Annotated in this window: 22 protein-coding genes; 13 read left to right on the top strand and 9 right to left on the bottom strand. The window is 55.9% G+C overall.

Translation table 11 applies throughout. From position 1 onward, the window contains the following. Positions 1-44: 44 nt before the first annotated feature. The 4 genes from ACSBLW_RS18995 (at position 45) to ACSBLW_RS19010 (ending at position 1,679) form a co-directional block, all read left to right on the top strand. The gene (locus tag ACSBLW_RS18995) at positions 45-410 is read left to right on the top strand and encodes a YigZ family protein (RefSeq protein WP_435258159.1); all 366 of its coding nucleotides are present in this window, start codon (positions 45-47) and stop codon (positions 408-410) included. Beyond that, complete coding sequence (locus tag ACSBLW_RS19000; protein WP_435258160.1) at positions 403-765, top strand: diacylglycerol kinase; 363 nt, start codon at positions 403-405, stop codon at positions 763-765. Before ACSBLW_RS18995 ends, ACSBLW_RS19000 begins: the two co-directional genes overlap by 8 nt. 77 nt (positions 766-842) lie before the next feature. Next, the gene (locus tag ACSBLW_RS19005) at positions 843-1,238 is read left to right on the top strand and encodes a DUF2177 family protein (RefSeq protein WP_435258161.1); all 396 of its coding nucleotides are present in this window, start codon (positions 843-845) and stop codon (positions 1,236-1,238) included. A 114-nt stretch (positions 1,239-1,352) separates the two neighbouring features. Beyond that, complete coding sequence (locus ACSBLW_RS19010; RefSeq protein ID WP_435258162.1) at positions 1,353-1,679, top strand: arsenate reductase family protein; 327 nt, start codon at positions 1,353-1,355, stop codon at positions 1,677-1,679. A gap of 60 nt (positions 1,680-1,739) precedes the next feature. Here ACSBLW_RS19010 and ACSBLW_RS19015 read toward each other — a convergent pair whose 3' ends face one another. The 6 genes from ACSBLW_RS19015 to thrS form a co-directional block, all read right to left on the bottom strand. Next, the gene (locus ACSBLW_RS19015) at positions 1,740-1,946 is read right to left on the bottom strand and encodes a cold-shock protein (protein ID WP_435258163.1); all 207 of its coding nucleotides are present in this window, start codon (positions 1,944-1,946) and stop codon (positions 1,740-1,742) included. A gap of 178 nt (positions 1,947-2,124) precedes the next feature. Beyond that, positions 2,125-2,685: a DoxX family membrane protein gene (locus ACSBLW_RS19020; RefSeq protein WP_435258164.1), complete on the bottom strand. Its 561-nt coding sequence runs from the start codon at positions 2,683-2,685 to the stop codon at positions 2,125-2,127. After that, on the bottom strand, positions 2,682-3,410 hold the full coding sequence (locus ACSBLW_RS19025) for an HvfC/BufC N-terminal domain-containing protein (protein WP_435258165.1): 729 nt from the start codon (positions 3,408-3,410) through the stop codon (positions 2,682-2,684). Before ACSBLW_RS19025 ends, ACSBLW_RS19020 begins: the two co-directional genes overlap by 4 nt. Further along, positions 3,407-4,255, bottom strand: coding sequence for an MNIO family bufferin maturase (gene bufB / locus ACSBLW_RS19030; protein ID WP_435258166.1), 849 nt, complete (start codon positions 4,253-4,255; stop codon positions 3,407-3,409). Before bufB ends, ACSBLW_RS19025 begins: the two co-directional genes overlap by 4 nt. A gap of 103 nt (positions 4,256-4,358) precedes the next feature. Then, positions 4,359-4,652 (bottom strand): BufA1 family periplasmic bufferin-type metallophore, encoded by a 294-nt coding sequence (locus ACSBLW_RS19035; protein ID WP_435258167.1) that lies wholly within the window; start codon positions 4,650-4,652, stop codon positions 4,359-4,361. Between the two features lie 184 nt (positions 4,653-4,836). After that, on the bottom strand, positions 4,837-6,783 hold the full coding sequence (gene thrS / locus ACSBLW_RS19040; protein ID WP_435258168.1) for a threonine--tRNA ligase: 1,947 nt from the start codon (positions 6,781-6,783) through the stop codon (positions 4,837-4,839). 197 nt (positions 6,784-6,980) lie between these two features. Between thrS and ACSBLW_RS19045 the strand changes: the two genes are divergently transcribed. From ACSBLW_RS19045 to ACSBLW_RS19060, 4 genes are read left to right on the top strand one after another with little or no spacing between them, the layout of a single operon-like run. Continuing rightward, positions 6,981-7,655, top strand: a complete 675-nt coding sequence (locus ACSBLW_RS19045; RefSeq protein ID WP_435258169.1) for a DNA-3-methyladenine glycosylase I — start codon at positions 6,981-6,983, stop codon at positions 7,653-7,655. A gap of 46 nt (positions 7,656-7,701) precedes the next feature. Beyond that, positions 7,702-8,466 (top strand): alpha/beta hydrolase, encoded by a 765-nt coding sequence (locus ACSBLW_RS19050; RefSeq protein WP_435258170.1) that lies wholly within the window; start codon positions 7,702-7,704, stop codon positions 8,464-8,466. Then, entirely contained in the window at positions 8,450-9,430 is a 981-nt protein-coding gene (locus tag ACSBLW_RS19055) for an alpha/beta hydrolase (RefSeq protein WP_435258171.1), read from the top strand. The genes ACSBLW_RS19050 and ACSBLW_RS19055 overlap by 17 nt, the downstream gene beginning before the upstream one ends. A 17-nt stretch (positions 9,431-9,447) precedes the next feature. Then, positions 9,448-10,155 (top strand): alpha/beta fold hydrolase, encoded by a 708-nt coding sequence (locus ACSBLW_RS19060; RefSeq protein ID WP_435258172.1) that lies wholly within the window; start codon positions 9,448-9,450, stop codon positions 10,153-10,155. On the opposite strand, the gene phaZ is transcribed toward ACSBLW_RS19060, so the two are convergent. Continuing rightward, positions 10,156-11,442, bottom strand: a complete 1,287-nt coding sequence (gene phaZ, locus ACSBLW_RS19065; RefSeq protein ID WP_435258173.1) for a polyhydroxyalkanoate depolymerase — start codon at positions 11,440-11,442, stop codon at positions 10,156-10,158. A gap of 134 nt (positions 11,443-11,576) precedes the next feature. On the opposite strand from phaZ, the gene phaC reads away from it, so the two are divergent. The 4 genes from phaC to ACSBLW_RS19085 all read left to right on the top strand — a co-directional run bounded on the left by phaC (position 11,577) and on the right by ACSBLW_RS19085 (position 15,674). Further along, the gene (gene phaC / locus ACSBLW_RS19070) at positions 11,577-13,382 is read left to right on the top strand and encodes a class I poly(R)-hydroxyalkanoic acid synthase (protein WP_435258174.1); all 1,806 of its coding nucleotides are present in this window, start codon (positions 11,577-11,579) and stop codon (positions 13,380-13,382) included. A 171-nt stretch (positions 13,383-13,553) separates the two neighbouring features. Continuing rightward, positions 13,554-14,003 (top strand): Phasin, encoded by a 450-nt coding sequence (locus tag ACSBLW_RS19075; protein WP_435258175.1) that lies wholly within the window; start codon positions 13,554-13,556, stop codon positions 14,001-14,003. Positions 14,004-14,165: 162 nt separating this feature from the next. After that, the gene (gene phaR, locus ACSBLW_RS19080; protein ID WP_435258176.1) at positions 14,166-14,726 is read left to right on the top strand and encodes a polyhydroxyalkanoate synthesis repressor PhaR; all 561 of its coding nucleotides are present in this window, start codon (positions 14,166-14,168) and stop codon (positions 14,724-14,726) included. Positions 14,727-14,732: 6 nt separating this feature from the next. After that, positions 14,733-15,674, top strand: a complete 942-nt coding sequence (locus ACSBLW_RS19085) for a LysR family transcriptional regulator (protein ID WP_435258177.1) — start codon at positions 14,733-14,735, stop codon at positions 15,672-15,674. On the opposite strand, the gene ACSBLW_RS19090 is transcribed toward ACSBLW_RS19085, so the two are convergent. Next, on the bottom strand, positions 15,671-16,123 hold the full coding sequence (locus ACSBLW_RS19090; protein WP_435258178.1) for an Lrp/AsnC family transcriptional regulator: 453 nt from the start codon (positions 16,121-16,123) through the stop codon (positions 15,671-15,673). The genes ACSBLW_RS19085 and ACSBLW_RS19090 overlap by 4 nt on opposite strands. A 72-nt stretch (positions 16,124-16,195) precedes the next feature. On the opposite strand from ACSBLW_RS19090, the gene ACSBLW_RS19095 reads away from it, so the two are divergent. Beyond that, entirely contained in the window at positions 16,196-16,786 is a 591-nt protein-coding gene (locus ACSBLW_RS19095) for a LysE family translocator (RefSeq protein WP_435258179.1), read from the top strand. Here ACSBLW_RS19095 and ACSBLW_RS19100 read toward each other — a convergent pair. Then, on the bottom strand, positions 16,778-17,776 hold the full coding sequence (locus ACSBLW_RS19100) for a hypothetical protein (protein WP_435258180.1): 999 nt from the start codon (positions 17,774-17,776) through the stop codon (positions 16,778-16,780). The two genes, ACSBLW_RS19095 and ACSBLW_RS19100, sit on opposite strands and share 9 nt — an antisense overlap. Positions 17,777-17,968 lie beyond the last annotated feature (192 nt).

Consider the following 17,968-nt stretch of genomic DNA (forward strand, 5'->3'; position numbering starts at 1 on the left):
GTTGCCTTCGCCCCGCGCCACTGTCGTCGCGGGGAAGGAACACAATGCTGCAGCTCATGAATGTCGTCAGCGACCGGGGGTCGCGCTATGCCGTGTCGGGCGGAACCGTATCAGGCCGTCAGGGCGTCGACGATTTCCTGAAAACCCTCAAACGCGCCAAGAAATTCGCCAAGGCAACCCATAACACATGGGCTGTCATTCTATCGGACGAAGGCCCGGTCAAGAATGACGACGGCGAAGCCGGGGCAGGGGCGGTCATCCTGAAAATGCTGGAACGCGAAGCCCTGACCGATACGGTCGTTGTCGTCACCCGCTGGTATGGCGGTGTCCATTTGGGGGGCGACCGCTTCGCCCATGTTGTCACCTGCACCCGCGAATTTCTAGCAGCTTGGGAAAAGCAAAATGCGTGACCTGATCCGATCCGAAGCGCAGCGCCTGACCAACACCGTCATCTGGTCATGGCAAGGCTGGACGGCAGCTTGGGCCACCGAAAAGACGCTGCGGCAATGGACATTGATCAACGTGGCTTCGGCTGCCTTGGCCTTCTCTCTTGATCTTACGGGGGCGGAACGGGCCGTCATCCTTGGGCTTGGTTTGCTGGTTCTTGCCGCCGAATTGATGAACACGGCAATAGAAGAAGTTGTCGATTACATTTCGAGCGATCTTCACCCCCACGCCAAAAAGGCCAAGGATTGCGGGTCTGCCGCGGTCGCGCTGACGGCCATTGCCGGTGGCGTGGCGTGGCTGGTGATCCTTCTCTCCTGACCGTTGCTGGAAATTTCCCCGACCCTCTTTGCGCGGGCCGACTTGGCGCTAGTTTCGGGACAAAGGAGATTAGCCAAATGCAAGCCGCAATCCTCTATGTCTCAACCGCCGTGGTCTTTCTGGTGGTCGATGCAATCATGCTGACCTTGGTAATGAAGCCTCTTTTTTCGCGCCATATCGGGGCCCTGATGGCCGATCCGATCCGGATTGGTCCGGCAGCACTGTTCTACGCCGCCTATGTCGCCGGGTTGCTTTATCTTGTGTCTTGGCCAGCCCTGAAATCCGGTGCTCCCTTGGTGCTGCCTGCCGCCGTGATTGGTGCGATGGCCTATGGCACTTATGAATTCACCAGTTACGCCATCATGCGTGATTGGCATTGGTCGATGGTCGTGACCGATACGACTTGGGGCGCGGTTCTGACGGCATTTTCGGCATGGGCCGGGGTCACGATCACCCGCATGGTGGCCGCGTGACAGACAGGCTCAGACGGGGTATGTGTTAAAAAGTTATGAAAACGAATTTCTAAGCAATTGATTTTGCTTGGATTAAAAAACGTCCCCGACGGGGACGCTAGGAAAGGCCCGCCGATGATCCTCTATGGAATCCCAACCTGCGACACCTGCAAAAAGGCGATGAAGGCCCTGAAAGACGCGGGCCACGATCCCCAATTCCGCGACGTCCGCGCCCAGCCCCTGTCCGAGGCTGAAATCTCGGCGATCGTTCAGGAATTCGGCGACCGGGCGATCAACAAGACCTCGCCCACCTACCGCAGTTTCAACGCCTTTTTGAAAGAGTCGGACCCCGAGGTTCAGATCGCCGAGCAGCCCACCGTCATGAAGCGCCCCGTGATCGAACACGAAGGCCGCTGGACCATCGCCTGGGACGAGGCCGCGCAATCCGTCTGGCTGGGCTAAACGAAAAACGGCCCGCAGCCATCTCGGCGCGGGCCGTCCAGAATTTCGCTCCCGAAAGGATCAGAGCAGTTTCAGATCGCCAGCCGACGAACGGCCATCACGGCCGGATTGCAGTTCGTAGGAAATCTTTTGGTTGTCGTTCAGACCCTTAAGCCCGGCGCGTTCGACAGCCGAGATGTGAACGAATACGTCTTTTCCGCCGTCATCGGGCGCGATGAAACCAAAGCCCTTGGTAGCGTTGAACCATTTCACGGTGCCAGTGGCCATCCGTCTCTCCTCTCAAGTCCTCCCACAGCGGAATTGCCATGGGCCGTGCAGCCAGATTTCAGGCCTTCGGTCAGAGAGGCGGGCAGAAAGTCTGTCGTCACAACAAGGCAGGATGCCGCAGTCCCGACATAAATCAAGCAGAATCAGGGGGCGATCCCCCCGAATTCATGTGTTTTTCCTAGTTTGAAGCTGGTTTTCGCCAAGTCGAACGCCATTTTCGTAGCTCTGCATCTATCGAAATTCGCCCACCGCCGTGGATCAGAGTCACTGCCAGTAACCCCATCCACAGGGCCCGTTGATCCAGGATCAGGGCATCGGGAACCCGGTCAAACCATCGACCGATCGTCGCGGCATCCGCCCCATGCCCGACAATGTCCGTCAAACTTTGCACCACGATGAATCCGATCATCCCCAGCGATGCGATCCGGGTCAGCAACCCGAAAATCAAAAGCAGGGGCAGGACAAGCTCGGCATAGGCACCGGCCATTACCACGGCCCACGGCCAAAGACCAAAGGCCTGCGGATTGTAATTTGCGGTCTCAAAGGCACGAGGAAAGATCTGAGCATAGGCACCGACCGAAGGCGAGAACGGCCCGTCGAATTTTGTCAGGGCCGATGACCAGAAGTAGCCCGCCAGAACCAACGCAAAGATCAACCGAGCCAAAAAGGGCAAGAGATCAGCCGCCTTTGCAGAGAAGAACGCGGAAACATCGTCATCGGCTTGAAAGAAGCGGTTCATTCTACGAACTCCGTAATTGCTTGCCCCTGCAAAAGGATCGAGAGAAGCGCGCTGGCCGCGACTTCCGACCCAAGCGCCAAGGCCTGCCCGAGCGGCTTGCCCTCAAGGATCGCCTGAATCATTTCGGCTCCGCCTTTTGGCAAAAGGACTGGGTAGGGGTCAAAATCGGGCCGCAAGACCAAAACAGTTTCTGCTTCGGTGCTGCGCAGGGGCGTGTCATGGACATTGGCCTGCCAGATGGAAAAAACGGGCCAGTTGGACGACAAGAACCGCAAAGACGGAACCAGTCTGACACGCTTGGTCAGCAGATTTTCCAGCCCCAAGGCCGCAAGGTCTTTCATCGCGACCGGTGGCACATCGGCGGAGTGATAGCTTTCGCGAAGCGCGTATTCCAAGCGTGCCACATCCGGCAGATAGGCAAGCTCTTTCACTGGAGTAAAGCCCGTTAGAAATGTGGGAAACTCGGAGCCGTAGCGAAGAAGAATGGGGGAAGTCGGAGGGTGAGCGCGCAGGAACACCCCAGCCATGGCGGCAAAGAATTCCGGCCCCACAATCTTGCGAACAATCGGAAAGCCGTCTTCCAATGCGGCCGTCAGACCAACCGCAACATTATTGCGGTAAACGTTGAACCGTCGCTCTGCTGTTCGGCCAAACGGATCTACAAGACCAGCTGGAAGTGGAAAACCGCCATCCAAAAGGGCTTGGGCGAGAGAAGCCTGCGTCATCTCACAGAGTCCAGAATTTGTTCTGCGCGTGCTGCCTCTTGGGCAAGAACCGGCCATTCCGGAACGTCGTTGTCCCATTCGATCAGCGTCGGTCGCGCGCCCGCTTTAGCGATGGTTCGGGCGTAAAGCGCCCAAACCGGGTCTGAGACTTCGGACCCATGAGCGTCAATCAGCAGCGGCATCCCGTGGTCCGCCTCGTCGGTGTCGTGGCCACCAAGGTGGATCTCTCCGACCAGATCAAGCGGGAAGCGATCAAGATAGTCATCTGAATTCCATGCCTGATTTGTGCAAGAAACATGGACATTGTTGACATCCAGCAGCAGACCACAGCCGCTTTGGCGGGCGATTTCGCCAAGAAACTCGACCTCATCCATTTCTGTCTCCGCAAAGGCCAGATAGGTCGACGGGTTTTCCAAAAGCATCTGACGACCGAGGATCGCCTGAACTTGGTCAATATGGTCAACAACGCGTTTCAGCGTTCTTTGGGTGTAGGGCAGTGGCAGCAAATCATTCAAGAAAGCGCCGTCATGTGTCGACCAAGCCAGGTGCTCGGAAAAACTGGCCGGGCGAAGCCAATCACAAAGGTACTTCAGACGGCGCAGGTGTTCTGCATCCAAAGGATTTTCGCCGCCAATCGACAAGCCGACGCCATGCACAGAGATCGCGAAACGCTCGGCCAAATGCCGTAATTGCGCCAAGGGGCGACCACCTAGGCCCGTGTAGTTTTCAGCATGAATTTCCAGCCATTGAACCGGGGATGGATCTGCCATGATCTCTGCAAAATGCTGGGGTTTGTATCCCACTCCCGGAGCGGCTGGCAGCCTTTCACGCATTTGATCGAACATAGGATCGGCCCTTTATCTTGGTGAAAATATTCTGCGGGGGAGATCGATTGGCCTCGCCAATCGATCAGGGGGGCGCAAAGCCCCCCCCGTCACGTTTCCGACCTTATGCCGGCATGTCACGCTCAAGAGCTTCAAGGCTGCCCATACGGCCTTCGGGCAGTTCCATCGTGGTGCAGGTCCCGGCTGGAACCAGTTTCCAGGCATTGCCTTGGAAATCGACCTTCGAGGTGCCAGCGCAGGTTGTGCCCGGTCCGGCGGCGCAGTCGTTCTGACCAGCCAAGGCCACGCCAAAGCATTTTTCCATTTCGCCCTCGGCAGCAGCCGGGGTGGCGATGTGAGCAGCAAATGCAGCAGCCAAGGCGCCAGCGGCAGCAAGGGTTTTCACTTGGTACGACATGTTCAGTTCCTCTCTCAGGGTTGATCGCATCAAGGCGATGAGCAGACCATGACGAGGCAAACGTGGCCGGAACAGTCACGTAAATGAGAGGAAAAACTGCCGTGAAGCCTGTAACGGAAGCGCGATCAGAAACGAAAAAGGCGCCAGACCATCCGACGCCTTCTTTTGTTTTCAAGTGGTTAGTTCAGCGAAGGTCCGGCGGCAGTGCTTCGGCCTCGAGTTCCGCGACGATCTGATCCAGAGCAACCGTGCGGGTTTGTGTTTCACCCAAGCGGCGGACTGAAACAGTTCTCTCTTCAACCTCTTTCATGCCGATAGCCAAGATCACCGGAACCTTCGCCACGGAATGTTCGCGCACCTTGTAATTGATCTTTTCGTTCCGCATGTCGGCCTCTGCCCGAATCCCGGCAAGGGTCAACTTCTCGACGACTTCAGCCACAAACGGGTCTGCGTCCGAGACGATTGATGCCACGACCACCTGACGCGGGGCCAGCCAGAACGGCAGTTTGCCCGCGTGGTTTTCGATCAGAATGCCGATGAACCGTTCAAAAGATCCAAGGCAGGCGCGGTGCAGCATGAAGGGGCGGTGTTTGGCGCCGTCCTCGCCGATATAGCTGGCATCCAGCCGCTCCGGCAGGTTGGGGTCTAGCTGAAGCGTTCCGCACTGCCAATCGCGACCGATGGCGTCGGTCAGGACGAACTCCAGTTTTGGTGCGTAGAAGGCGCCTTCACCGGGGAAAAGCTCATAATCGTATCCTGCCGCCTTGCAGGCATTGGCGAGGGCGGTCTCCATCTTGTCCCAGATTTCGTCCGATCCCACGCGCTTGTCCGGCCGGGTCGAGAGCTTCACTCGCCATTTGTCAAAGCCGAGGTCTGAATAGATGCGCGCAAGGAATTCGATGAACTTCTTCGATTCCGATTCAACCTGATCCAGCGTGCAGAAGATATGCGCGTCATCCTGAGTGAACCCGCGCACGCGCATGATGCCGTGCAATGCGCCCGAAGGTTCATACCGCGCGCAGGAGCCAAACTCGGCCATTCGGATTGGCAGGTCTCTATAGCTTTTCAGGCCGACGTTGAAAATCTGTACATGGCAGGGGCAGTTCATCGGCTTCAACGCGTTGATGACCTTTTCCCGCGCTCCTTCTTCGTCGACTTCGACGATGAACATATTCTCGCGGTAGTTCTGCCAATGCCCCGAAGCTTCCCACAGCTTGCGGTTCACCACTTGCGGAGTGTTCACCTCGACATAGCCATCGCGTCGCTGCTGGCGGCGCATGTAGTCCTGCAAGGTGACATAGATGTTCCAGCCATTCGGGTGCCAGAAGATCTGGCCCGGTGCCTCTTCCTGCATGTGGAACAGGTTCATTTCGCGCCCAAGCTTTCGGTGGTCGCGCTTTGCGGCCTCTTCCAGCATGGTCATATGGGCCTTCAGGTCGTCGCGATTCTTGAACGCCACGCCGTAAATGCGCTGCAGTTGTGGGCGCGTGGCGTCACCCAGCCAATAGGCACCAGCCACATGCGTCAGCTTGAAAGCATCGGCAGGCACCTGTCCGGTGTGCTGAAGATGCGGGCCACGGCAGAGGTCTTGCCAGTCCCCGTGCCAATACATGCGGATGTTTTCACCTTCAGGAATTCGGTCCAGCAGTTCGATTTTGAAAGGCTCGCCGCGATCTTCGTAGTATTTGCGAGCGCGCTCACGATCCCAAAGTTCGGTTTTGACAAGTTCGCGCGCATTGATGATCTGCTTCATCCGCGCTTCGATCTGGCCGAGATCCTCGGGCGTGAAGGGTTCAGCGCGATCGAAGTCATAGAACCAACCATAGTCGCGGACCGGGCCGATGGTGACTTTTACGTCCGGCCAAATCTCTTGCACCGCGCGGGCCATGATATGGGCCAGATCGTGCCGGATCAGTTCCAACGCCGGTCCATCATCTTTCATCGTATTTATGGCGATCATGGCATCTTCGGTGATTGGCCAAGCCATGTCCCAATGGGCGCCGTTCACCTGCGCGGAGATCGCGGCTTTGGCCAGCGATGGCGCGATTGAGGCCGCCACTTCCGACGGGGTGACACCCGCCTCATAGTGGCGGATATTGCCATCGGGGAATGTCAGGGAAATCTGGCTCATCAGCCTTCCTCCTCGTCGGTTTGGCGCCCACGGAACGCCCGGTTGCGGGTTATGTATCGTTCGTTTCTGTGAACCCTTCGATGATCAAGGTCAAGATAGGCGGGGTGTTTTTCCCCTTTTAAGCAAACCTGTTTATCGCATTGTTGTTTGCGGCGCGGGCTTGTGTGCATGCTGACCCAAATGCGTGGGGAGTATTGATGCAGAGCTTTGAGGATATTCTGGCCGAGGCCGTGCGCCGCAAAGGAAGTGCAGAAGCAGTAATGGCTGCTGCAACCAAACCCAAATCGGACGAAGAACTGGCTGCCATTCCAAGCAGTGGGTGGCTTTCCCAGATCGCCAGAGGGATTTTTCAGGCCGGGATCAGTTGGCAAGTGGTAGACGCCAAATGGCCCGAGATTACCGAGGCTTTTGAAGGCTTTGACGTCGGCAAAGTATCCATGTTTGACGAGGATCGCCTATCTGAACTGGTGAATGATCGCCGTGTGATCCGCTCTGGTCCGAAAATACTGGCCATCCGGGAAAATGCGTCTTTCATCCGCAGGGTCGGCGAAAAGGAAGGCGGGTTCGCCACCAAAATCGCTCATTGGCCTGCAAGTGATTTCGTTGGACTTCTGGACTGGTTGGCCAGCAACGGCAGCCGCTTGGGTGGAACGACGGGACAATACGTTCTGCGTTTTATGGGGAAGGAAAGCTTCATCCTGTCGCGCGATGTGGTGGCACGATTGACTGCTGAAGGGGTCATTTCTGGCCCAGCGACGAGCAAAAAGGCGTTGGCGGCAATTCAGGCGGCCTTCAATCGCTGGAAAGACGAAAGTGGTCATAACTTCAATACGATCAGCCGTGTTCTAGCGCAAAGCATCGGCGAGGGCTGACAGGTCTGCATTCCGCGGGTAAACCGGGAGAACATCGGAGGATCGCATGACGAACTATCTGAGCACCGCACAAGGCCGGCGCATTGCTTACCATCAGACCATCGGACAAGACCCCGGAGTGGTTTTCCTTGGTGGCTTTCGGTCGGACATGGAAGGTACCAAGGCGCTTTACCTTGAGGATTGGGCAAAGTCTCAGGGACGAGCGTTCCTGCGATTTGACTATTCAGGCCATGGGCAGTCTTCTGGCGCTTTTCTGGACGGTGCGATTGGTGATTGGTTTGAAGATGCTCTGGCTGTGATTGCTGCCCTGACAAACGGGCCGCAAGTTTTGGTCGGCTCATCCATGGGAGGCTGGATTTCGCTTTTGGTTGCGAAAACCATTCCTGAACGGGTTGCCGGATTGGTGGGCATTGCAGCCGCCCCGGATTTTACCGAAGACAGCATGTGGGGTGGATTTTCGGATGTGCAGAAACTGGCTTTGACTGAGCAGGGCCGTGTCGAACTGCCTTCTGATTATTCTGATGAACCCTATGTCATCACGCGACGTCTGATTGAGGAAGGGCGCAATAGGTTGGTTTTGCGATCGCGGCTTTCCTTGCCTTTTCCTGTTCGCCTTTTACAGGGGACGGCGGACACTGATGTGCCCGTTTCTGTGGCGTTGCGGCTTTTGGATCACGCCGAAGGGCCGGATATCAGGTTAACCCTGAGTAAGGGCGACGATCATCGCTTTTCAACGCCTTCGTGCCTCTCCATGATCACGGCCGCAATCGACGACATTCTGGCTGGGGGGAAGGATGCGGCAATTCGGTAGAGTATTGGGCCGTTTTCTTGTGCTGATTTTTGCGCTTTTGGCCTTGGCTTGGCTGACAGCGCCACAGGATGTGGTCGACCGGGAGATTGCGTTCGAACCCGACGCGATTGGCGCCGATGTTTCTGCCTACTTGGCCGCGGCTGAGGCAAAGTTTGCTGACATCAGGCCGGGTGTTGAAAAGCGTGTGCTTTGGGCAGGAGAGGTGGGGGCGAAGACCAACTTCAGCATCGTCTACGTGCACGGGTTTTCCGCAACTTCCGAAGAAATCCGGCCCGTGCCGGATCAGGTCGCACAAGCCATTGGCGCCAATCTTTTCTTTACTCGACTGGCCGGCCACGGGCGTACTGGGGATGCGATGGCTGAGGCAAGTGCGGGGGACTGGATCGAGGATCTGGCGGAAGCGGTTGAAATAGGCCGTCGAATTGGTGATCGCGTGATCGTCATGGCGACATCGACCGGGGCAACGCTTGCAGCCATCGGAGCAACGGACCCGGTGCTTTCCAAGGACGTTGCAGGTTATATCCTTGTCTCTCCGAACTTTGGTGTCGCCAACCCGGCGGCAAAGATTCTTGATTTGCCGTGGGCAAGGGTATGGGGACCGATCGTAGCGGGGGACCGCAGGGGCTTTGCAACCGAAAATGCCGAGCATGATAAATACTGGACCACAGATTACCCCACGCTTGCCTTGTTTCCGATGGCCGCCTTGATCCGTGAGGCCAAGGCATCGGATTACAGTCTGGCAAAGGTGCCAGCCTTGTTCCTCTATTCGCCTGATGACAAGGTCGTTGACGTTTCGGCCATTCCTTCAGTGCGTGACAGTTGGGCTGGCGGCGTGCAAGAAGAGAGGCGGACGATGGGCGAAGGGGATGATCCGAATTCCCATGTGATTGCCGGTCGTATCCTGAGCCCCGGCCAAACAGATGAGACCGCAGAAATTATGGTTGATTGGATCAAGGGCCTCTAACACCACATGACCCTAGCATGAAAGAACCCATCCTCTTCATTCCGGGCCTGATGCAGGATGCGCGGGTCTTTCTTCCCCAGATGGTAACTTTGGGGACAGGGCGGTTTGTGTCTGTCTTTACCGGTGATGGCGATACAGTGGAAAAGCTGTCGGAGCAGGCGCTTAACGCTGCCCCAGAGCGGTTTGCTATCGTTGGACACGGGCTTGGCGGCAACGTTGCGCTTGATATTTTGCGGCGCGCGCCCGAACGGGTGAGCAGACTAATTCTTTTGGCAACCGACCCGCTTTCCGAGCCTCCGCAGGTGGCAGCCACCCGCGAAGCGAGAATGGTTGCGGCTAAGGCGGGGCGGCTGAAGCAAGCGATTGCTGACGATGTGCCAGAGAGTGCGTTGTGGGCGTCGCCAGATCGAGAGGCGCTTCAATTGCTGTTGCGCGACATGGCCTATGGCTTGGGCGAAGGCGTCTATCTTCGGCAATGTCGCGCCCTGCAAAGGCGACCTGACCAGCAAAAGACGCTGCGGAAGGCCGAAATTCCGGCTCTTTTCGTGGCTGGCGAGCATGACACGGTTGTGCCTTTGCGGCGTCAGGAATTCGCGCGAGATCTGATGCCGCGCTCCGTTTTAAAGGTCATTCCGAATTCTGGACACTTACCAATGTTAGAAAACCCCGAGGCGGTCTGTGCCGCCATCGAGGCTTTCCTGAATGGTCCGATGATCTTGCGTTGATCAGGCTTTTGCCAGCTTGATCTCGGGTTTTCCTTTAGCTAGTGCCGGTTCGGGAGCTTCGGAATTCTGGTCGATGAAGTTCAGGACCAGCGGGCGGATGTTCAGACGCCAAGACTTGCCAGCAAAGATGCCGTAATGGCCGGCTTCCGGCTCTAGGTGGCTTGCTTTCTTCGAGTCCGGAAGGTTGGTCAACAGATCCAGCGCGGCAAGGCATTGGCCTGGTGCGCTGATATCGTCATTGGCACCTTCAACGATCTTGACCGCAACTTCGGTAATCGCTGCGAAGTCGACTTTCTTTCCAGCCACAACGAATTCATTTTTCGCGATTTCGCGGTTCTTGAAAACACGCTCGACGGTCGAAAGGTAGAACTCAGCCGTCATGTCCATCACGGCAAGGTATTCGTCATAGAAGCGGTTATGGGCGTCGTGGTCCGACGCTTCGCCACGCGCAACACGCATAATCTGGTCGGTAAAGGCCTTCGAGTGGCGGTCCGCATTCATCGACATGAAGCTGTGAAGCTGCAACAGCCCCGGATACACAAGACGGCCTGCGCCTTTATATTTGAAGCCGACACGCTGAATTGCGATTTGTTCCAACTGGCCCATGGTGATGCGGTTGCCGAAATCGGTCACTTCCGTAGGGGCAGCATCCGGGTCAACTGGGCCACCGATCAGCGTCAGGCTGCGCGGTTGCGCCTTTGGGTCTTCACCCGCCAGATACGCGGTAGCCGCAAGCGTCAGGGGAACCGGCTGGCAAACGGCGATGACATGAGTGTCAGGGCCAAGGTGGCGCATGTAATCAACGAGGTATAGCGTGTAGTCCTCGACATCGAACTTTCCGGCGCTGACCGGGATATCGCGGGCATTATGCCAGTCCGTCACGAATACATCGCAATCAGGCAGCAGCGAATGGACCGTCGACCGCAGCAGAGTGGCATAGTGACCCGACATCGGGGCAACCAACAGTACCTTGCGTTTCATCGGCGCACGACGCCGAACGAAGAACTGGATGAGGTCGCCGAAAGGGCGTTCAACCACCGTCTTCACGTCGACGAGGTGATCTTGGCCATCCGGTCCGACGATCGAGCGGATGCCCCAGTCTGGCTTCGCGACCATACGGGCAAAGGTGCGCTCCGTGACTTCGCCCCATGCGGCGGTCATCTGGAACAGGGGGTTCATGGATAAGGCAAAAGCAGGGTAAGAGGCCATTGCCCGTGCGGTGGCGCCCAGCCATTCGTTGGTGTTCCGGGCGCTTTCCATGAGATCGTAAGTCATCATGTATTTCATTCGCGTCTCCATTCGGGGAGGGCCCCGGCCAATTCGTCGCTTTCCCCCCCGGTAGCGCGACGTTATGCTGTATTATGCTGCAAAGCAGATTTGACTAATGCTGCACAGCGGCACGATAGGATGGAAAAATTCATATGACAACAGACGAGAACGACGCAGCACTAAAGTTGGAGCGTTTGCAGGCTAACCTCTCGCGTGTTGAAGAATTGACGCAGCGGTTGATGGTGGCGCTTTCCAAACGCAAGCAAGCGGATGCAGCCCTGGCCGGTCCATCATCGGATGTCTATATCAAGGCTGCAGCCGCCTATTTCGCTGAAATGATGCAGAATCCTGCCAAAATACTGGAGCGCCAGGTCGGCTATTGGGGCAAAACGCTGAAACATTACGTCGAGGTTCAGCAAAAGCTGGTACGCGGCGATCTGTCGCCGCCAGACGATCCTTCGCCAAAGGATCGGCGCTTTTCCAATCCGCTGTGGGATACGCATCCGGCGTTCAATTACCTTAAGCAACAATACATGCTGAATTCAGAAGCCATGTCTGATGCCGTTCAGGATATGGAATCACTTGACCCAGCAGACCGTCGACGTGTCGAATACTTTACGCGTCAAATCGTCGATATGTTCTCGCCTACCAATTTTCTGGGCACGAACCCCGATGCGCTTGAGAAAGCTGTTGCCACCGATGGTGAAAGCCTGGTGCAGGGGCTTGAAAACCTTGTTCGGGATATCGAAGCAAACAATGGCGATCTATTGGTGACGCTTGCCGACAAGGAAGCGTTCAAGGTTGGCGAGAACATCGCCACGAGCAAGGGTTCGGTCGTCTACCGAAACCGGATGATGGAGCTCATCCAATATGCGCCCACGACCGAAAACGTCTTTCAGACGCCCATCCTGATCTTCCCGCCTTGGATTAATAAATTCTACATCATGGACCTGAAGCCAGCGAATTCGCTGATCAAGTGGATCGTGGATCAGGGCTTTACCCTGTTCGTCGTCTCGTGGGTCAATCCGGATTCCAGCTATGCCGATGTCGGAATGGATGACTATATCCGTGACGGATACATGCGGGCGATGGCCGAGGTTCGCCGGATCACAGGTGAAAAGCAGATCAACGCCGTTGGTTACTGTATCGCCGGAACGACGCTCAGCTTGACCCTCGCGCATTTGCAGCGCGTGGGTGATACCTCTGTCAAATCGGCGACCTTTTTCACCACCCTCACCGATTTCAGCGACCCGGGTGAGGTTGGGGTCTTTCTTGAAGATGATTTTGTGGATGGTATTGAACGGCAATCGGCCCGTGATGGCATCTTGTCCAAGTTCTTCATGGGCCGGACCTTCAGTTTCTTGCGTTCGAACGACCTGATCTATCAGCCTGCCATCAAGAGCTACATGATGGGAGAAGCACCACCGGCTTTTGATCTGCTGTACTGGAATGGCGACGGCACCAACCTGCCTGCCCGAATGGCTGTCGAATATCTTCGTGGCCTTTGCCAGCAAGACGGTTTGGCCAAAGGGACTTTCCCGGTATTTGGTGAACCTGTCAGTCTGAGTGAAGTCAAGGTACCACTGTGCTCTATCGCTTGTGAGACCGACCACATCGCACACTGGCGCGGGTGCTTTAATGGCGTGAGCCAAATGGGTTCGAAGGACAAGACCTTTATCCTGTCTGAATCCGGCCATATTGCCGGGATCATCAACCCACCCAGCAAAGATAAATACGGCCATTACACGAGCGATGCCGAAATCGCCGGCGCACCGGAAGACTGGAAAGAAGGTGCAACCTTCAACAAAGGCAGCTGGTGGCCACGTTGGGCTGATTGGCTCAAGAAGCAGTCGGGAAAACAGATTGCCGCACGCATTCCCGGCGAATCGACTAACCCAGTTCTGTGCCCCGCTCCGGGTACTTATGTAGTGGCAAAGCCTGACACGACTGAGGTGTAACAACCATAACGCGAAGGGCGCTTGCGTCACTTCGCGTTCTTATTCAACACGTTAGCGGTCTTGATAAAAAAATTGCTGCATTGCAGAAAAATCATTGAAATGCTGCGGTGCAGCATGTATATATTGTTCATCGAAACGGGATGATGAGCCCGGATGATCAGGAGCAATGAAATGACCAAGACCCCGGATTTCACCAAAGTTATGCAGGACATGATGGCTTCCTTCCCGGTTGACGCCGCTGCTGTGCAGAACGCATTCAAAACCCAGGCCGCTATGGGCGAGAAGCTGTCGAAAGTGGCTCTGGAAGCCGCTGAAAAGTCGACCGAAATCTCGGCCAAGTGGGCCAAGGAAACCATCGTGAAGATGTCTGACCTGTCGAAGGCCAAGACCGAGCCGACCGACTACACCAAAGCAGCTACCGATTTCGCTTCGGCTGCTGCCGAGTTGGCTGCTGAGAACATGGCTGCCTTCGCTGAAGTTGCCAAGAAAGTTCAGATGGAAACCGTCGAGCTGATGCTGGCCGCTGGCAAAGACTTCTCGGAAGACGCAACCGCCGCTGTCAAGAAAGCAACCGCCGAAGTGACTTCGGTTGCTAAGAAAGCTGCTGCAGCTGCGAAGTAATTTCCCGAAAGGGCGTCGTGCTGCACCTCCTCCCAGCGGCGTGACGATTTTAGCGGGCCCTCCGGGGCCCGCATTTTTTTTGCTGCATCACCGTAATGCTTTGCTTTTGTTTTGCGCCTGCGTAAACTTCTCTGCACAAGCAAAAAGACTTGGGAGGGAAACATGGCTGACAAAGACAAGCCGCTGTTGATCAAACGCTATGCAAGCCGCCGTTTGTACAATACGGAAACTTCCGACTATGTGACCCTCGAGGACATTGCGGGTTTCATCAGAGAAGGCCGCGAAGTTCAGATTGTTGATCTGAAGTCCGGTGATGACCTGACACGGCAGTATCTATTGCAGATTGTCGCTGAACATGAATCCAAGGGCGAAAATGTTCTGCCGATTTCGGTCCTGAACGACTTGGTTCGCAGCTACACCACGAATGTTCAGTCGATTGTGCCCCAGTTTTTGGCCGCCAGCTTTGAAATGCTGCGCGAAGGTCAGTCCAAGATGATGGAAAATCTGAACTCGTTCCCTAACCCGATGTCCGCCATGCCCGGGTTTGAGGCCATGCGCAAGCAGCAAGAAGCCTTCATGAAGTCGATGATGGGTGGAATGGCTGGATGGTCTGGCTCGGGGCCGGCAAAGGAAGAGGGTGGCAACGAGACGCCGGGCACGGATGATCTGGCGCAGATTAAGAAACAGCTGGCTGAACTTCAAAAGAAACTTTCCAAGATGTAATCGGCCATGCCCGAAACTCAGGGCCGTGTCACCCTGTGGGGGATCGACATCTTTCTTGCTGTCGCTGAAGAAGGATCAATCACAGCGGCGGCAAAGCGTTTGGGCATTTCACCGCCCGCTGTCAGTCAACAGTTGGCCAGTCTTGAGGCCACTCTTGGGGCAACGCTTTTTGATCGAGGGTCGCGCCCGTTCGCATTAACTTCGGCTGGGCAGATTTTTCGCCGCCACGCGCAACTGATCCATAATGTCGAGGCAGAGGCGAGGGCGGACCTTTCTGAAGAAAATCACGCGCGCCTGGTGACGTTGAAGTTGGGCGTGATTGAAGATTTTGAAGCGGAAGTTACACCAAGGCTATTGGTTGATCTTTCCATCAGCATGCCGGAAACGCGCTTTCTTTTGGAAACCGGACCAAGCCATAGATTGCTCGATCAATTGGATCACAAGGCACTTGATTTGGTGATTGCCGCCAAGACGGCCTTTGGTGAAGGCGAAATCACTGGACGCAGTAGCTTTCCTTTGCTGCAAGATCCGTTTGTCAGTGTTCGGCCGCGAAGTGGTGGTGAGGTGCCGCTCATTCTCTATTCGCAACGCCATTTGATGGGGCGCCAGATCGCGACATATTTAGAACAACAAGGTTCGCGCTATCCCATTCGTTTTGAGTTGGACAGTTACAATGCAGTGCTTGCACTGGTGGCACGAGGGCAGGGGTGGACAATCCTTACGCCTTTGGCGCTTCACCATGCCATCCGCTTTCAGAATGACCTGTCGGTCGAACCTTTGGGCGCCGGCACCATGCATCGGACGATCGCGCTAATTTCCCGCACTGGCGCGATGGGTAAACTGCCAAACGAAGTTGCACGTTCGTTTCAGGCGGCGGTCAATGCGGCCGTGTTGACACCAGCCCTGAGCCGGTGGCCGTGGCTGGCCGACGACTTGAAACTGCTTTAGGCGCGCAGGTCTTTCGGGCTGCCCATAACGACAAAGGTGGTTATCGACTGCACCTGCGGCAGCACTCCCAAGACTTCGGTGTGCCAATGCTTATAACTGGCCAAATCCTCGGCTTCGACGCGCAGAAGATATTCTACCGTACCGGTTATGTTGTGGCATTCAGTAACCTGCGGAGCGCGGGCGACCGCACGCTCGAAGGCTTCTTGTGATGTTTTGGTATGAGTGTTCAGGCCCACTGTGACATAGGCCACAAATCCAATCCCCAACTTCCCGGGATCAATTACAGCCCTGTAGGACTTGATCACGCCAGAGCGTTCAAGCTCTTGCACACGTCGCAGGCAGGCAGATGGCGACAAGCCAACCCTATCCGCAAGTTCCAGATTGGAAAGTCGGGCGTTCATTTGCAATTCTTGCAATATCCGGTGATTTATTTGGTCAAGTTTCGCCATTTGTTGCAGAATATGGCAATCAGGCGGAATTTTTGCAATTTAAATCGCCTTGTTTTGCGCGATTTATTGTGAATGACACAGGAACTTATCTTCGCCCTTATCGGCTTTGCCTTCGCCACCTCGATTACACCCGGTCCGAACAACATGATGTTGCTGGCGTCTGGGGTGAACTTTGGCTTTCGCCGCACGCTCCCCCACATGCTGGGCATCAGCCTTGGCCATGCTTTCATGGTATTCTTGGTCGGGATCGGGCTCGCTAAATTGCTTGCCCAGTGGCACTTGGTTATCCTTGCGCTTAAAGTTGCGGCTGTACTCTATATGCTCTGGCTGGCTTGGAAGATTGCAAACGCCGCCCCGCCGCGTGAGGGGGAGGATCGTGGCAAGCCTCTGAGTTTTGTTCAGGCCGCCGCATTTCAATGGGTCAATCCAAAGGCTGCGGCGATGGCCCTCTCCGCGGTGACGGTCTACGGTGGCGATGGCAGCCCGGCCAGCATCACGTTGGTTGCGTTGACCTTTTGCGCTGTCAATCTTCCTTCGGTCGCCGTCTGGGCTCTGGCGGGGCAGAACCTTCGGCTCTGGCTGACAAGCAATGCGCGCCTTCGGATTTTCAACCGGACAATGGCAGTGCTTCTGGTGCTCAGCCTCTGGCCAGTCTTAGCGTAGCCAAAGGTCGTTCCGGCGCAGGGTGTTTCGGATAACTTGCTCTCGCCGTGGAAGATCGTCGCGGTCAAACAGTGCTCGCGCCTTCTTGCCTTTGTTCTGGTAGACCATCGCTTTGACCGGTGAGTAATCACGAAGGATGCGCCGCAGCGGCTTGTCCTCGGCCACGGTTTCCAACACCTCGACGACCCTGTCGGATTCTCGGGCATAAAGCAGCGGCAATGTGCGGTAATGGCATGTCACGTCTCCATCCAAGCCGGCAAGTTCTGGGCCTGGCCGTCCGCCGGAAAAGGAATGAATGACCAAGGGCAAAGCGACCTGATCCAGCCAGGGGTCGAATTCCTGTAAAACCAGTTCTGGCGGCGGAGTGTCCAAAATTGCCTTTGCATAGGTCAAGAAACGAGCACCGAACCGTGTGGGGCTTTCGTGAAAGAACCAGCCTGCGTTGAAGTAAAGGTAGCGTTGCCAATATTCGTCTGGCTGCGACAGATCCAAGGACGAGTCAAAGTCCAAAGAAAACTTCGTGTACAATGACTTCCAGATTTCCGCGTATCCGGGCCCATACAGTTCGATCTGGGGCCAAGTTCCCTCGCGCCGCATACTGGCAGATGGCCGGGAGAAATCGAAACCGACCGCTCCAAGATCGCCCGTAATCAGCGTATCCGTGTCTAGAAACAAGAAGGGTGCATCAGGCAGGGCAGAGAGCGCCTCAATCTTGTTGCCATATGGGTATTTCTGACCAAAAATCTTGTTTTCAAAGGGAAGTATCTCTGCGCCCAAAGACTGTAAGAGGTCTCGAACCTCTGGGTCCATCACCGGGTCTTGCGTCCACAGTGGTCCACGCTGCGGCTCGCAGATGATCAGTTGCCCTTTGAAATCCGGATTTGTCAGGCGCAACGAGCCTGCGAGTAGGATTGCCTCATATTGCAGCCGCCCCTTTTGGCCGATGGCCATGATTGTGTAGTCATTCGGTGTGGCTGGGAAGTTGGGCATTCGAGACCCTTTTTGAATTGCTTGGCGAAACCTTAGACCGGTTTTCCGCCAGACAAAAGAACAGGTAGCTGTCTGGAAAACGAGATGATGCTCCTGTGCCGAAGAGGCCACGAGGGTTCGGCGATTGGGCAACGATTGCGAAACGATGCGGAATTGGCCGCCATCTTCCCTTTTCAACAAAGCCAGAGAAAG

The sequence above is a fragment of the Thioclava sp. FR2 genome (assembly GCF_051200875.1).
GTDB lineage: Bacteria > Pseudomonadota > Alphaproteobacteria > Rhodobacterales > Rhodobacteraceae > Pseudotabrizicola.